This window comes from Streptomyces lomondensis, from assembly GCF_014651035.1.
GTDB lineage: Bacteria > Actinomycetota > Actinomycetes > Streptomycetales > Streptomycetaceae > Streptomyces > Streptomyces lomondensis.
Map to the genome: position 1 here is coordinate 973,894 of NZ_BMWC01000001.1, position 14,870 is coordinate 988,763.

Consider the following 14,870-nt stretch of genomic DNA (forward strand, 5'->3'; position numbering starts at 1 on the left):
CCGATCACTGGCGCAACGTCCTTTAATAAACGGCCCATTGACAGCGTCTTGCGGCCCACCGGACCATCAGACATCCGATGAATAGGAGCCGCTTGTGAGTACGTATGCAAGACGTCAGGTTCTGGGTGCCGCGGCGGGTGTGACAGCCGTGGCCGCTCTTCCCATCGCCCTGGGTACCCAGGCACAGGCCGCGGAGCCGACCGCCGGGCAGGCGGGGCAGTGGGTTCCCGTCCCCGACCCGATACCCGTCCCGCTCGACGCCCTCTTCGACAACGACGGCATCGACACCGCCACCGCACGCGGCGGCGACTTCGACGGCTCGGGCTACACGTTCCCGGGTGAGGAACTCCCCGCCGGCCGGGTCGAGGTCGGCGGCGTCCTCTTCCTCTTCCCGTCGTCCGCCGCGGGCGCCAAGAACAACGTGGTCGCGCTCGGCCAGCGCATCGAGCTGCCCAAGGGCCGCTACCTGTCGGCCCTGTTCCTCACGGCGGGCAGCTACGGCAACGCCTCCGGTACGGCCACCGTGCACTATGCGGACGGTTCGAGCACGACCGCCGGACTCGGCGGTTCCGACTGGTACTCGACGGGCGGCTCGCTGTCGGCCGCGTACCGCTACAAGCCGGACGGCACCAAGGACGAGCACCGCGTCGGGATCGGCACGTCGGAGTTGTGGATGGATCCTCGACGGGAGGCGATCGCCCTCACGCTGCCGAAGACCAACCCGGCGGAGGCCGGCAAGTCGTCCCTGCACGTCTTCGCCCTCTCCCTCCAGCCGGTCACCCAGGGACGGGCGCTGGCCCTGCGGGACGCACACTCCACGAACTCGCTGCTGGAGTCCACAGGCGCCCAGAGCGTCGAGGCCACCGTCGTCAACGCGGGCACGGTCGCCGTCCTGGCGGCCGACGGCGTGTCCGTGGGCGTCGACGTGCCCGGCGCCCGCACTGTCGAGCCCGCCCGCGTCCGCCGCCTCGACCCCGGTGAGCAGGCCCGCGTCCGCGTCGGCATCCGCAACCGCACCGGCACCGCGCCCGGCACCACGCGGGACGGCACGGTGACCGTCAGCGGACGGGGCGGACAAGTCACCTCCAGGGAAGGCAAGTTGACCCTCGGCGTCGCCGACTACCAGCCCACCGACGCTTCGCTTTCCGGCCATCAGGCGCCGTACTGGTTCCAGGGCGCCAAGTTCGGCATCTTCATCCACTGGGGCGTCTACTCGGTGCCCGCCTGGTCGCCCGTCGGCAAGCAGTACGCCGAGTGGTACTGGAACCACATGCAGGACCCGGCGAACGCCGTCCACGCCTACCACCGGGAGAAGTACGGCGAGGACTTCGCGTACGACGACTTCATTCCGATGTTCAGGGCGGAGAAGTTCGATCCGCGGGCGTGGGTCGAGCTGTTCCGGGACGCGGGCGCGCAGTACCACGTGCTGACATCGAAACACCATGAGGGCTTCGCCCTGTGGAACACGAAGGTCTCCGACCGCAACTCCGTGAAGATGGGGCCGCGGCGGGACCTGATCAAGGAACTCTTCGACGCCTCCAAGCGCTACACACCCGAACTCCACCGCGGCCTGTACTTCTCCATGCCCGAGTGGTTCAACCCCGACAACCCGTGGATGGGCCACGCCCCGCGCAACCCGTACACCCTTCAGCCGGAGCCGTACACCGGCTACAGCGCGGGCAAGGATTTTGTGCGGGACTATCAGGCCCCGCAGATGCTGGAACTGATCCACGGCTACGACCCGCAGCTCATCTGGTGCGACATCGGCGGTGCCAACGACAGCCTCCATGTGCTCGCGGACTACTTCAACCACGCCAAGAACCGCCGCCGGCCCATCGAGGTGACCGTCAACGACCGCTCGGGCATCGGCTTCCACGACTTCACGACCCCCGAATACACGACGTACGAGAACACGGTCGTCGCGAAGTGGGAGTCCAGCCGCGGCCTCGACCCCTTCAGCTACGGCTACAACCAGGCGACGCCCGACGACGCCTACATGACGACCGAAGAGGTCGTGCACAACCTGGTCGACATCGTCTCCAAGAACGGCAACTTCCTCCTCGACATCGGGCCGCGCGCCGACGGCACCATCCCGGAGATCATGCAGACGCGGCTGCGCGAGACGGGCCGCTGGCTGCGAACCAACGGCGAGGCGATATACGACACGACGTACTGGTCCCGCATGGCACAGCTGGGCGAGGACCTGCGGTTCACGGTCCGCCAGAATGAGGCGTTCTACATCCACTCGCTGGCCCGGCCGGGCGCGAAGCTCACTGTCGAGGCCTCGGTGCCGATCCGCGGAGGCGACAAGGTGACGATGCTCGGCCACGACCGCCCGCTGACCTGGACCGTCAGCAACGGCTCGCTCGTGATCGACGTACCCGAAGCGGTCCGCAGGGCGGGGCAGTACGTGTGGGTGTTCAAGGTGGAGTGGCAGGGCTGAAGTTCCCCGTGATCGTGGACAGCGGGTGGTTACGCTGCGGGGGCGAGGTCCTGCGTCGGTCAGTGCCCTGGTTTCAAGCGGGGTGACGCACCCCTGGACGAGTAGTTCCGATTGCGGGGTTCACGAACGTGGGGAGGGTGTCCAACATCGGGTTGTGACGACCGATTTAGACACCTTCTTGACGGCACTGTACGTGCATGTCGATGACCGTTTGAAGACCCCGCGGCGGCGTGGCCGCCCGCCCCGGCTGACCGACGCGGAACTGGTCACCCTGGCCGTGGCCCAGGCGATGCTGGGCTTTCACTGCGAGGCCCGCTGGCTGCGCTTCGCCCACACACACCTGCACTACCTGTTCCCGTATCTGCCGCAGCGACCGGCCTACAACAAGCGCCTGCGAGCCGCTCTGCCCTGGTCAAGCGAGCCATCCGGTCGCTGGCGGCGGATACCGACCTGTGGCTGGACGATGTGTGGATCGTGGACTCCACGCCCGTCGAGTGCGCCCGCTCCCGCGAGACGGTCAAACGCTCCGACCTGGCCGGCTGGGCGGGCTACGGCTACTGCCGCTCGCACTCCCGTTTCTACTGGGGCCACCGGAAAACGCCGTCCGAGAGGGGGTATTCACATCCTGCTGACAGCAGGGCCGTGAACGCCGGGGCCGCGTAACCCCCGGGCAACCCGAGACGGTGTGTGATGTGCGTCATGTCATCCCGTTGGTTATGTTGAGGTGACTGGTTACCGATGGTGAGTATGGCGGTGCAGCAGGACGAACTCACCGAAGGAAAAGGGCCGGCCATGGGGTCCACCACCGCGCTCAGGATCGCCCGGCAGTACGCCGACGGGGTCTCCGCCAAGGACTTCGCCACAGTCACGGGCTTGTTCGCCGACGACATCGTGTGGCACCAGCCGGGCGACAACCGCTTCTCCGGTTGGCATCGCGGCACGGTCGCGATCGGCGAGATGTTCGGCGGCATGATGACGGTCACCGAAGGGACGTTCGCACTGGAGCCGACCATGGAGCCCATGGCGAACGGCTCGCTGGTCGCGGTACCCGTCCACTTCTCGGCCGAGCGGGACGGCGTGGAGATGGGGATGAACGGCGTCGACCTGCTGCGGATCGAGGGCGAGCGCATCGCGGAGGTCTGGCTCTTCTCGGTGGGCCAGCAGGGCGAGGACGAGTTCTGGGGCAGTGCCTGAGGGCGGGTCCGCCGAAACCTGACCAGGCGTCGTCGATCCCGTAGCGAGTCGCGCACGTCGCGCCTCGCATCCAACCTGTAACAGTGTCGTACTGCCTCTATGTCAGGGGCGTAAGGAGTGTTGTCATGACCAGCAAGAACGTCGATATCGCGCGTGAGTACTTCCAGGCCGTGCAGAAGGGTGACCTGGTCAAGGTGGGCGAGCTTCTGGACGAGGAGATCGTCTGGCATCAGCCGGGCGCCAACCAGTTCTCCGGTGAGCGCAAGGGGCGCGACGCCGTCTTCGCGATGCTCGGCGGGATGATGGAGGCCAGCCAAGGCTCCTTCGCCATCGACACGATCCACGCCCTCATGGGCAACGGCGACATGGTGGCCGCCTCGATCCACTTCGCCGGGCGGCGCGAGGACGCGTCCATGAGCATGGACGGCGTGGATGTCCTGCGCCTCAAGGACGGCAAGATCGTCGAGATGTGGCTGTTCTCCGGCGACCAGACGGCCGAGGACGCCTTCTGGGGACAGTAGGCCGCCCGCATCCGTCCCAGACGGAAGCCGTTCGGCACTGCGGTGCCGTGCCGGACGGCTTGTGGCGTGGTTACCGGGCGACCGGCGGCAGGATCCCCCGACTCCGGGCGCGCGGGCCGTGGCGGCCGCCTCGGCGCCCATCTTCACGACCTTTCGCCAAATGCTTACCTCTGGTGACCAGTCACGGTCGCTGGCGGGCGTCGTAGCTCTCGCGTGCCGCGAGTACTTCGGTGAAATGTTCCTCGGCCCAGAGGCCCAGTGCCTGAAGCGGGCCATGCAGAGTGTGTCCCAATGCGGTCAACTCGTATTCGACCCTGGGCGGGACCTCGGCGTACACGTGCCGGGTGACGATTCCGTTGCGTTCCAGGTCCCGGAGCGTCTCGGTGAGGACCTTTGCGCTGATGCCGTCGACGGTGGTGCGCAGGTCGCGGAAGCGCATTCGGTCGGCGCTGAGCGCGATGACCACCATGGCCGTCCATTTGTTGGCGATGCGGGCGAGCGAGGTACGGGACGGGCAGGTCGCTGTCATGACATCAAAGGCCGGAAGCTGTGGCATGCGTCACACGCCCTCATTTGGTTGCGTCGAGGTGGCTGGTTACCGGTGGTAAGCGTAAGGACCCGGCAGGCAGCATGTTCGCCGACGCCATCGTCTGACGCCAGCCCGGTGCCCACCGCTTCTCCGGCAGCCATCGCGGCGGGGCGGCGGTGGGCGAGTTCCTCGGCGCTCGGATGGCCGTCCTGTGGGGCAGCCCGAGAAGCCCTTGGACCCGAGACCGGTCCCGTCCAGCGCTTCGCGTACGAGCTGCGGCGGGCTGCCGAGGGCCCGTCGTACAGGCCATGGCTCCCGGTCCCGCCTTCGCCAACAGCGCCACCGCGCTGCCCGGCGGGCAGTTCACCGACTTCCTCGGCACGCCCGCTGCGGCGAATCAGCGGCTGGCGGAACGCGGTCTCGCTCCCGCGGACGCCGGACTGCGGGAGATGTGCACGGCGCAACTGCGCTTGCTGCGCGAACACGAACACCGGCAGTATCGCCGCCGGCGACCACGCGACTCCCGCGAAGGCCTGCCGGGGCGGCGGGTGCGGCCGCGGAGCTCACAGCGGCGTTCGGTGCCGTGGCGGACGGCGTGGACGTGATCAACTTCTCGGCCTTGGCGGTCTGCGGGGAGGCGGTGGCGGTCGACGCCGGCCCGGCCACGGATCCGACGGTCGCCGCGGTCAGCAGGCCGACGACGGCCCGGCGGGACGGGAGGGGGTTGCTCATGACGGTGTTCTCCAATGCGGTGCTGTGGGAGGGGAGCTACGCGGTCACCTCCCTCGACGGCCACGCATCGGGAGAGGGATGGCCCGGGTTCTGGGGCCTCGAGGGCCCGGAGTACCTCGCATGGCTCGGCGAGCAGCCCGAGGTCACTTACCTGATGGGAGCGAACACCTACCGCCTGATGTCGGGCTTCGCCGCAGGCGAGGTCCCGAAGGGGCAAGACGGGTTCAGGCCCGAAGAAGAGGCGTCCGTCGACGAGCTCACGCAAGCGTCCAAGGTGGTGTTCTCCTCCTCACTCGAGGAGCCCCTGACGTGGGCCAACTCCACGCTCGTCCGCGACGACGCCGTCGAGGCGGTCCGCGCCATGAAGTCGAGTGGCTCAGGGCTCCTCAGCACGATCGGCAGCCTCAGCCTGTGCCGGTCCCTGCTACGAGCCGGACTCGTCGACCGCTTCCGGGTCGTGATGTTCCCGGTGATCACCGGGGCCACGGGCAAAGAACGCATCTAGGACGGCTATCCGGACGTTGCCCTCGAGATGATCGAGCACCGCACCTTCGACGGCCGCATCCAGCTGGTCGAGTACAAGCCCCGCGTGCTCGAGCACCCGCCGCTCGGCGTCCCTGTGTGACGTCGCCCCGGTCCGCCGGTCTGGACGACCGCCAGGCCGGCGCCGGGGGCTTCAGTCGCTGGGCCCTCACACGCGCTCTTCACTCCCGCTGCGTGCGGAACGGTGTCGTATACACGTACCGTATGCCAGTCGGAGTGGTCGAGCAGATGCCGCTGACCGGTGGGCCGGTCACCGCCCATCGCGGTGGTGCGGCGGCCTGGCGGGCAGACCTGACGTCAGGCGGGGCTTTCGCTCACGCGCCGAGGTGGTTGCGGAGCCACTGGCCCATCTGCCCGATGGCCTGGTTCACCTCGGGTACGCGTCCGGCGCCCAGGACGAACGAATGCTGCCCTTCGGGCATCGCGTGGGTCTCGGTGGTGACCTTGAAGTCCGCGAGGCCCGACGTCGGGGAACGTGAGGGTCGCGACCGTGGTGCCCTGAGCGGTGAGGGCGGCGAACATCGTCTCCAGGTGGCCGGCCACTTCCTCGAGATCGAAGCTCGGGCGCAGCACATCGTTGGCTCCGGCCACCACGGTGGCGAGGTCGGGCCGCATGGCGAGAGCCGGGGCGAGTTGCTCGGAGCGCACCTGGCCGGCTCTACGACCGCGCATGGCGAGGTTGGCTTAGAGCAGGCCGGGCTGGTGCCGGGCCATCTGCTCGGCGAGCCGGTCCGCCCACCCGCGAAGGCCACGGACGCTTGTGGCGGGTGCGAGCCGGTGGGGGGTGGGGGCTGGTCGCGCCCACGTGGCGGAGCCGCAATCAATACAGCCCCGCGCCCCTGAGGGGGCGCCTACGGCGCCCCCTCAGTCATTCCCGTCGGTGTCGTATCTGTGACGGCGGTCACGGAGGAGTTCCGGGCTGATCTTCACCGCCTGGAAGGCGTTCACGCCCACGATGCCTGCCCAGGCCACCAGCCACTCGACCTGGCCGAGGCGTTGCCGTGCTCTGGGTACCGGCTCCGGCTACGGGAGCAGCGGGCCCCGCAGCATCGTGCAAAGACCGGCGAGTCGCCGAACGGCTGCCGGCGGCCGATCTGCTTTGTACCCCAGGCCTCGTAGACGGCCTTGAGGCGCCCGTCGGACAGGGCAGGGTTGACCAGCAGAGTGACGCGCTTCTCCTGGCGCTGCGACAGTAGTGCCTCGTCCAGCCGGCCCAGCTCGGCGTCAATCTCCGCCAGCTCCTTGCGCAGCAGCTCGGCCCGCTCAGTCAGTCGCATCCGCCGCTCGATCGTCCACGTCAGCACGTCCACCATGCGCCTCCCTTCCGCTCGGAACCCACGAGACGCCTGGGGCTGACGACCCCGGAACCCGCGAACCGGCCCGTGGCAGACGATCACCTGACCAGTTGCGCGATAGGTTGCAGCGTCGCAGGAGGTCGCACCAGGGTGACGGACCGCGGAAGCCGACTGAAGCAGGTTCGATGGCGTTGCTTGGCCTCTAATACGGGACTCCGGCGCCCGGGCTGCGTGTCTGAGCCAAGCATGGCTGCCACGCGGACGAGGTTTACAGCGGCGGCAGAGCCTTTCGCGACTTCCTTGGAAGGTGCCGACTGCCGTAGCGCGGTCGCTGTGCCGGTCGGCCGGCTGATGGAACGCCGCGCCAGTATCTGCGGCAGACGCCCGCGCTGGACGGGGTGACTGTTGAGGTCGTGGACCGCGCGACGGAGTGGGCTGTGTTCCCTTCGCTGTTCCTTGGGGAGCTGCGGCTGGGCACACCGAAGGTTTCGTGACCAGCGAGAAATCGTTCCCTAGTTAACGCTTCACGCGTTGGTGCGCTGACCGTAGAATTCGCCTCCAGGGGGGATCAGCGGGACTTGTGCGGCCACCAGGACAGTAGGGACCTCTGTGGCCGCGCTTTGCGTTGGCGGCAGAGGGGACTGCCTTCGACGCCGGTGCTCCGTTGGCCCAGAAGCGACAACATCAGGGGCCCAGCGTGGTGAACTCGAGCGATTTCGGCGGCAGCCAGGAACTCGACCGCCTCAAGGCGATGCTTGAGGGCTGGCGTACCTCTCTGGTGGACCTGAGCGGCCGCAACCGACTGCTCAACTTCCGCCACACCAAGTCGGCGACATTGGAAATCTCGACTCCATCCGCACAGGAGCTCATCAAAGGCCTGGCCCGCGGCTGGGACTTTGCGCCGCTCCCGGATGAGGAACCGGAGGCCAGCGAGGGCCTACGTCCCGGCGATGTGGTCCTCGCGAAGAAGGGCGACGACCGCACCGACGGAATCGTCACCCAGAAGACCACCGCACCTTCCCTTCTGCGCGCGTTGAACAGCCTGCGCGCCAAAGCGACGCAGGTCTTCAACGACTACGGCCTGTGGACCCTCAACCTTGGCGTCGGCATGCTCCGCTGGCGCGAGGACGGAGCTGAATCGGCCAGCGACGCCCCCCTGATCCTGATGCCGGTGGTCATCGAGCGCGCGCGCAACGGCCGGATCCGCCTCAGGGCGAGCGACGACGAGGAACCGCGCCTCAACCCGGCGCTGAAGGTGAAGCTGGAGCAATTCCATATCGACTGGGCGCCGGTTGGCGAACAGGACCCTTCGGATATGCAGGCGGTGCTCACCGCCGCGGCTCGCGCGGTGGCGGGCAAGGCCGGATGGCAGATCTCCGACCGTGTGGTGCTCGCACTCTTCGCCTCCCACAAGGAGTCGATGTACCAGGACCTGCTGGACAACGAGGCCCGCGTCCTCGGCAGTGACCTCGTACGTGCGATGGCTCTCGGTCCGAACTCCGGACTCGCCTCCGACCGTTTCGACTTCGAGGAGATCGAGCTCGACCGGATCGACGAACTGAGCCCGCCCGAGGACAGTCCGCTGGTGCTTGACGCCGACGCCTCGCAGCGGCAGGCCGTCGCCGCGGCCGTGTCGGGACAGTCGTTCGTCCTGGACGGCCCGCCCGGCACCGGCAAGAGCCAGACGATCACGAACATGATCGCCGGTCTGATGCACGCGGGCCGCAGTGTGCTGTTCGTCAGTGAGAAGGCGGCGGCCCTCGACGTCGTCCTCGACCGGCTCAAGTCGGTCGGGCTCGACTCGTACGCCCTGGCCCTGCACAGCCACAACACCAGCCGTAAAGCGGTGGCCCAGGAGCTGGGTCGGGCTCTCGCGGAGGAGCCGCGCGCACCGCAGCTGTCACAGCAGACCCTGGCCCAGGCCAGGGAACTACGCCTCGCGCTCAGCGCCTACGCCGAAGCGATGAACGAGGTCCGCGACCCGCTGGGACGAACCTTGCACGACGTGCTCGGTCGGGTCGGCCAACTGTCCGAAGCCCCGGTGGCCTACCTGAGCCATGGGGACGACACGCCCACGAGGGCTGAGGCGACGTTTCGCGCGGAGACGCTCAGTGCCGAGGACCTGCGCCTGATCGTCGAGGCGACGAAAGCCATCTCCGACGCTTGGGAGGCGGTCGCCGATCCGTCGTTCCCCTGGCGTGACCTGCGAGCCGGCCTGCCGCATCCACGTCCTGTGCTGGAGCAGGCGCAGGCGGCGCGGGACGCGCTCACGACGGCGGTTGACCGGTACCGGGACCTCGCGCCCGGGGGAGTGTCCGTCACGGACCAGAGCGGAATCGACCGTCTGATCGCGCTCCTGCGGCTGCTCGACGTGCGGAGTCCTGTGCCGGAAGCGTGGCTGACCACGGATGCCTTCGCCGACGAGGTGGACGATCGTGCCGACGCCTTCTTGGCGGAACTGCGCAAGGTGCAGCGTACGAGCACTGCCGTCCGCGCCGCGGTGGGCGAGCGTTGGCAGGAGCTGTCCACCAGGCTGACGGCTGAACCGGTGGAAGCAGAGAAGAGGCTTTCGGCGATGGAGCCGCGCGGCCTCGACCTCGCCGGGCTTACGGAGGAACGAGCGAGACAGCTCGCTGGGGAGTTCGACGCGACCGCTGGTGTGCTGGAGCGGACCCTGCAAAACCTCACCAGTGTCAGCCACCTCGCCGGGCTCACAAATCCGAGTAGCCCCGAGGAAGCACGTCATCTGTGTGACGTGATCGCTGTGGCCGGCACCGAACACCGCCCTCGCGAGCAGTGGCTGGTCCCTGAAGGCCCCGTGCGGGCGGAGGAAGCGGCGGTCGCGGCCACCGCCGACGCACTGAGAGACTTCTTCACACGACGGGACCGGGTACTCTCCGCCCAGGCCCTCGCGACGGACCACACAGGCCCGGGGTGGGCCGAGCTGCATCGGGAAGTGAGCGCCGAGCGACCGGCCAACGAGCAGGCTCTCGCTGCACTGGAACCGCCTGGCGCCGACATCGCGTCGTTGACCGGCCGCGAGGCCACGGAGCTGACCGAGCGGTTCGACACGCTCGCCGACGCCCTTGAGCTGGCCGCCGAGCACGCCGACTCGGTAGCCGAGCGCCTCGGGTGTGACCGGCCGAAGGCGACGTCCGAGGCCGAGGACCTGGCCACGCTCGTGGAGCTGGCCACAGCCTCCGAACGCACACTCGAAGCATGGCTCGATCCCCGGGCGCTGCCCGGTGTCCAGGCAGCCGTCGCGGAGATCTCCTCGGCTGCCGAAGAACTGGCTGCCGCGGAGAAGGCGGCGCGCGACACCTTCCTGCCCGAAGTCGTCTCCACGTCCGAACTGCCCCCAGCAATCCACCGGCTCATGGAGGGCCGTCAGGGACTCGCCGGCATGCTGTCCAGCGGCACCCGGGCCGACCGGAAACTCGTGGCCCGGCTGACGCACGGCGGCTCGTGGCGCGGCGAACTGTACGACAAGCTGCCACTCGCCGACGCCTGGTGCGCCGCTTACCGGAAGCTGTGGTCGCTGGCCACGACCCACGCCGAGCTGATCGGCCGTTATCGGGGCACGGCGTTGCCCGACGTCCCGCAACTGCGCAAGGCACTCGCGCACGCCGAAGCGGTCCACGCACTCGCGCCGGAAACCGTCGCCGACCCCTACCGCCGCAGTCTGCTCGCCACTTACCTGGCCGACGGCCGAGAGCCGCGACCCGCACTCGTCGAGCAGGGAACGGCGCTACGCAGCGATCTCGCCACATGGCGAAGGGGTTTGAACAGCCCGTCGCTGGCACCGCATGCGGCCGACCTCACCAAGCAGCCGCTCGGCGACGCCGCCCGCTGGCTGCGCGCCCACCTCGCCCCATTGGGACAGGCCGTCGCTCTGCTGGACATCGTGGCCTCGGTCGGTCGCCGGGACAGTGGCCCCGGTTCCGAGCACACGCTCGCCTCTGCGCGCATGGCGGTCACGGCCGCGCACGCCGCACAGCGGGAGACCGCCGCGTTCGCCGCTCAGGCCGTAACCGACCGCAGCCTTCTCGGCCCTTGGTACCGGGGCGTCGACACGCAGGCGGACGACCTGCACGACGCCGCGCCCAACGGTGTGACGGGCTACGAACCCATGGGTCAGCTCCTGCGCCGCGGTCTTGACCTGACGCGACAGCAACCGGGCCCGTACACCACGGAGCAACAGCGCGAGTTGCTGGGCCGGTACGCCCCGGAAGGGCACCCCCACACCGAGGCCTTGCGGACCGCCCTGGACTCCGCCCGGCTGATCGCTCGTCTGGCACCCGACACGCTCGCAGCACCAGCGCTCCGGGCCCGCCTCGTCGACGTGCTGGCCGACGGCCGACCCGAACCGCGCGAACTCCTCGCGCAGATCGACCAGATCCGCCATGACCTGGACTTGTGGCAGGAGTACACCGGGCAGCCCCACGTCGCGGCGGTCGGCACAGCACTTGCCGCCCGCCCCCTCGAACGGGCGGCGAGCTGGCTCCGCGCGCATGTGGAGCCCTTCGAGGACGCGGCCGACCTCATCCGCTCAACGGCCCGCGTCATGGACGAGGAGACGGGCCTCACCCTGTCGCGGGCCAGGGAAGCGGTGGCCGCCGTCGTCTCCGCCCGCGCCGCCGAGTCCTCTTTCGCGGAGAACGACGCCACGTACCGAAGCCTTCTCGGTTCCCTTTACCGGGGCACCGAGACAGATCGCGATGCCATTCTGGATGCCCTTGACTGGGCCCAGAAGGTCCGTCGAACCGCACATGGCGGCCACTCCGCGCCCCTGTCGCAAACGGCGGCCCGGCTGATGCTGACCGCGTCAGCCGATCCGTCCGTCGCGGCCCGCGCCGGCGACTGGAGCCGCCAGCGCGAGGCACTCGCCGGGCACTTCGAGCCTGAGCGGGCCGAGGCGCTGCGACGCGACCTCGCCGAATCCCTCACCGCGGCCCAGTCCGTCCTGTCCCGCCTCGACCGCGACCCCTTCGGCCCGGAAGCGTGGACCAGCTGTGCCGACGCACTGACCCTGCTGCGCCGCTACCAACTCGACGGGCTGCCCGACCAGCTCGCACGCCGCGAGGTTTCCGCCGAGGAGTTCCCCGCCGCCATGGAACGTGCGGTGCTCACCGCGTGGGTCGAGCACCAACTCGCAACCGACCAGAGGCTGAAGCCGATGCGGGCCGTGGAACGCGACCAGTTGGTGGAACGCTTCCAGAGGGTGGACCAGGACCTGGTGGCGGCGGCACACGCCGCGGTCATCGCTGCCTGCAACTCCCGCCGTCCTCGGCGGACATCGGTGGGCCAGGCCGCCGTGCTCCGCCGCGAGTCCGAGAAACAGCGCCGCCACATGCCCGTACGGCACCTGCTGCAGCAGACCCGCGACGTCGTACGGCTGGTCAAGCCCTGCTTCATGATGAGTCCGCTGACGGTCAGCCAGTTCCTGCCACCAGACTTCGAGTTCGATGTCGTCGTCTTCGATGAGGCGTCCCAGGTGCTGCCCCAGGACGCGGTGAACTCCGTCTACCGGGGCAAGGCCCTCATCGTGGCGGGTGACCAGAAGCAGCTGCCGCCGACCTCGTTCTTCGCCGCGGCCGGCGACAGCGACGACGGCGACGATTGGGACGAGGACGCCACCGACGGCTTCGAGTCCATCCTCGACATGTGCAAGGCCAGCGGAGTCCTGCGCGGGCTACCCCTGCGCTGGCACTACCGCAGCCGGCACGAGAACCTGATCGCTTTCAGCAACCACGACTTCTACGACAACTCCATGGTCACGTTCCCGGGCGCCCTGGAACAGGGACCGGACATCGGCGTGGAGTTCATCAAGGCGGACGGCGTCTACGACCGCGGCGGGAACAGCGACAACCAGACCGAGGCCACCAAGGTGGCCCAGCGCGTCATCCACCACTTCGACACCCGCCCCGAGCACACCCTCGGCGTGGTCGCGCTGTCGAAGGCGCAGGCGGAGGCAATCGAGGAGGCGGTGCAGAAGGCGAGGGCGGCCCGCCCGGACCTCGACCACCACTTCACGGAGGGCCGGCTCGACGGTTTCTTCATCAAGAACCTCGAAACCGTGCAGGGCGACGAGCGCGACGTCATCATCCTCTCCATCGGCTACGGTCCCGACCACCGGGGCAAGCTGCTGTCGACATTCGGGCCCATCAACAGGGAGGGCGGCTGGCGACGCCTCAACGTGGCCGTGACTCGCGCCCGGCGCCGCATGGAGGTCATCGCCTCCTTCCACGGAGGGGATCTGCCGGACAGCGCCAACAAGAGCGTGCAGCACCTCAAGCGGTACCTGCAGTACGCCCAGCACGGTCCTGCGATCCTCCAGACGGAGGCCGCCGATCCGGACGCCGCTCCGGAGAGCCCCTTCGAGGAGGAGGTCACCGACGTCCTGCGCGGCTGGGGATATCAGGTCCAGCCGCAGGTAGGAGTCGCCGGTTTCCGCATCGACATGGCTGTACGGCACCCCGGCGCGCCAGGTACGTACGCGCTGGGCATCGAGTGCGACGGTGCCATGTATCACTCCTCGCGGGCGGCCCGTGACCGCGACCGGCTCAGGGAGGCGGTCCTGCGCGACCTGGGCTGGAGGCTGCACCGAATCTGGGGAACGGACTGGTACCGGAACCGGCGGGATGCGATGGCACGGCTGCGGACCGCGGTGGAGGCGGCGTGCGCGGAGGATCCGCATGCGGTGCGAGTGGCGCCGCCCGTGGGGGTGGAAGGCAGCGGCGGCGACCTCGGCGACGGTGGCAGTACGACAACAGAGGTCGTGGACGTCTCCCTGAGCGCGGAGGGCGGGGAGCCTGTTGAAGTGTCGGGTGGTCCGGCAGTCCCGCGAGTGGAGTTCGTGACGGTCGACGTCGGCCCTGCGCCCTGGAGCCGTCCCTACCAGGAGGTCGACCCTGACCTGTTGACAGAGGTACGTGACAGGTCGAGCAGCCAGCGAGGCATGTGGGGCGTGGAGTTGCAGGACCCCGGTGCCCTCGACGTGGTGGCGGACGTGGCGCTGTGTGTGGTCGAGGTGGAGGGGCCCGTCGAGAAGGAGGTGATCTACACCCGGGTCCGTCTCGCGTGGGGCCTCGGACGAGCCGGCCCAGTGGTCCGCGACCGCATCGACCGAGCTCTTCGCCGTCTGCTCAAGCAGGGCAGGATCGTCCACGTCGGCACGGCCTACGACAGGCCCGGCCACGAGACGGAGTTCGCCCGCACGCCGACGGAGCGGTGCGCCCGACGAGTGGCGGAGGTTCCCGTGGCGGAGCGGCAGCTCGTGCTCAGAAACGTGGTCGACGAAGGACCGGGCGTGCATCGTGAGGACCTGCTGCGGGAGGCCGCCCGCTTCTTCGGGTGGGCTCGGCTCGGCGCCGATATCCGGGATGCGTTGACCGGCGACATCGACGCCTTGATCGCCGCAGGGGACTTGATCGAGTCGGAGGGTGGCCTGATGCCCGCAGAGGGTTCCTGATCCGTTGCGGTGGGCTCTCCTCATGTCGTCCGGAGGGCCGCTGAGCTGGCAGGACGGGGCAATCGCTATGCGATCGTCCGTGGGGCGAACGGGCCTCGCGACAGAGCATGCGACACCTTGGCGGCGGCGCAGCTTCGACAGA

At 68.9% G+C, this 14,870-nt stretch carries 7 protein-coding genes and 3 pseudogenes; 7 read left to right on the plus strand and 3 right to left on the minus strand.

Annotated elements, in window-relative coordinates; all coding sequences use genetic code 11:
• Positions 1 to 94: 94 nt before the first annotated feature.
• The 4 genes and pseudogenes from IE255_RS04285 (at position 95) to IE255_RS04295 (ending at position 4,158) form a co-directional block, all read left to right on the plus strand.
• Positions 95 to 2,443 (plus strand): alpha-L-fucosidase, encoded by a 2,349-nt coding sequence (locus IE255_RS04285; RefSeq protein WP_190048733.1) that lies wholly within the window; start codon positions 95 to 97, stop codon positions 2,441 to 2,443.
• A 154-nt stretch (positions 2,444 to 2,597) separates the two neighbouring features.
• A pseudogene (locus IE255_RS39010) lies at positions 2,598 to 3,037 on the plus strand (transposase family protein); the annotation flags it as partial.
• Between the two features lie 198 nt (positions 3,038 to 3,235).
• Positions 3,236 to 3,637 (plus strand): nuclear transport factor 2 family protein, encoded by a 402-nt coding sequence (locus tag IE255_RS04290; protein ID WP_190048734.1) that lies wholly within the window; start codon positions 3,236 to 3,238, stop codon positions 3,635 to 3,637.
• Between the two features lie 125 nt (positions 3,638 to 3,762).
• A complete protein-coding gene (locus IE255_RS04295) occupies positions 3,763 to 4,158 on the plus strand; it encodes a nuclear transport factor 2 family protein (protein ID WP_190048735.1) in 396 nt (131 codons plus the stop codon).
• Between the two features lie 181 nt (positions 4,159 to 4,339).
• Here IE255_RS04295 and IE255_RS04300 read toward each other — a convergent pair whose 3' ends face one another.
• Positions 4,340 to 4,714 carry a winged helix-turn-helix transcriptional regulator gene (locus IE255_RS04300; RefSeq protein ID WP_190048736.1) on the minus strand — a complete coding sequence of 125 codons (375 nt, stop codon included), beginning with the start codon at positions 4,712 to 4,714 and terminating at the stop codon, positions 4,340 to 4,342.
• 281 nt (positions 4,715 to 4,995) lie between these two features.
• On the opposite strand from IE255_RS04300, the gene IE255_RS04305 reads away from it, so the two are divergent.
• The gene (locus tag IE255_RS04305) at positions 4,996 to 5,292 is read left to right on the plus strand and encodes an ABATE domain-containing protein (protein ID WP_190049372.1); all 297 of its coding nucleotides are present in this window, start codon (positions 4,996 to 4,998) and stop codon (positions 5,290 to 5,292) included.
• A gap of 125 nt (positions 5,293 to 5,417) precedes the next feature.
• Positions 5,418 to 6,044: pseudogene (locus IE255_RS04310) on the plus strand (dihydrofolate reductase family protein).
• Positions 6,045 to 6,421: 377 nt separating this feature from the next.
• Here IE255_RS04310 and IE255_RS39015 read toward each other — a convergent pair.
• Positions 6,422 to 6,787, minus strand: a pseudogene (locus IE255_RS39015) (GDSL-type esterase/lipase family protein); the annotation flags it as partial.
• A gap of 119 nt (positions 6,788 to 6,906) precedes the next feature.
• The gene (locus IE255_RS04320; RefSeq protein ID WP_190048737.1) at positions 6,907 to 7,275 is read right to left on the minus strand and encodes a hypothetical protein; all 369 of its coding nucleotides are present in this window, start codon (positions 7,273 to 7,275) and stop codon (positions 6,907 to 6,909) included.
• A gap of 682 nt (positions 7,276 to 7,957) precedes the next feature.
• Between IE255_RS04320 and IE255_RS04325 the strand changes: the two genes are divergently transcribed.
• Positions 7,958 to 14,728 carry a DUF3320 domain-containing protein gene (locus tag IE255_RS04325; RefSeq protein WP_229906278.1) on the plus strand — a complete coding sequence of 2,257 codons (6,771 nt, stop codon included), beginning with the start codon at positions 7,958 to 7,960 and terminating at the stop codon, positions 14,726 to 14,728.
• The last annotated feature ends 142 nt before the right edge of the window (positions 14,729 to 14,870 follow it).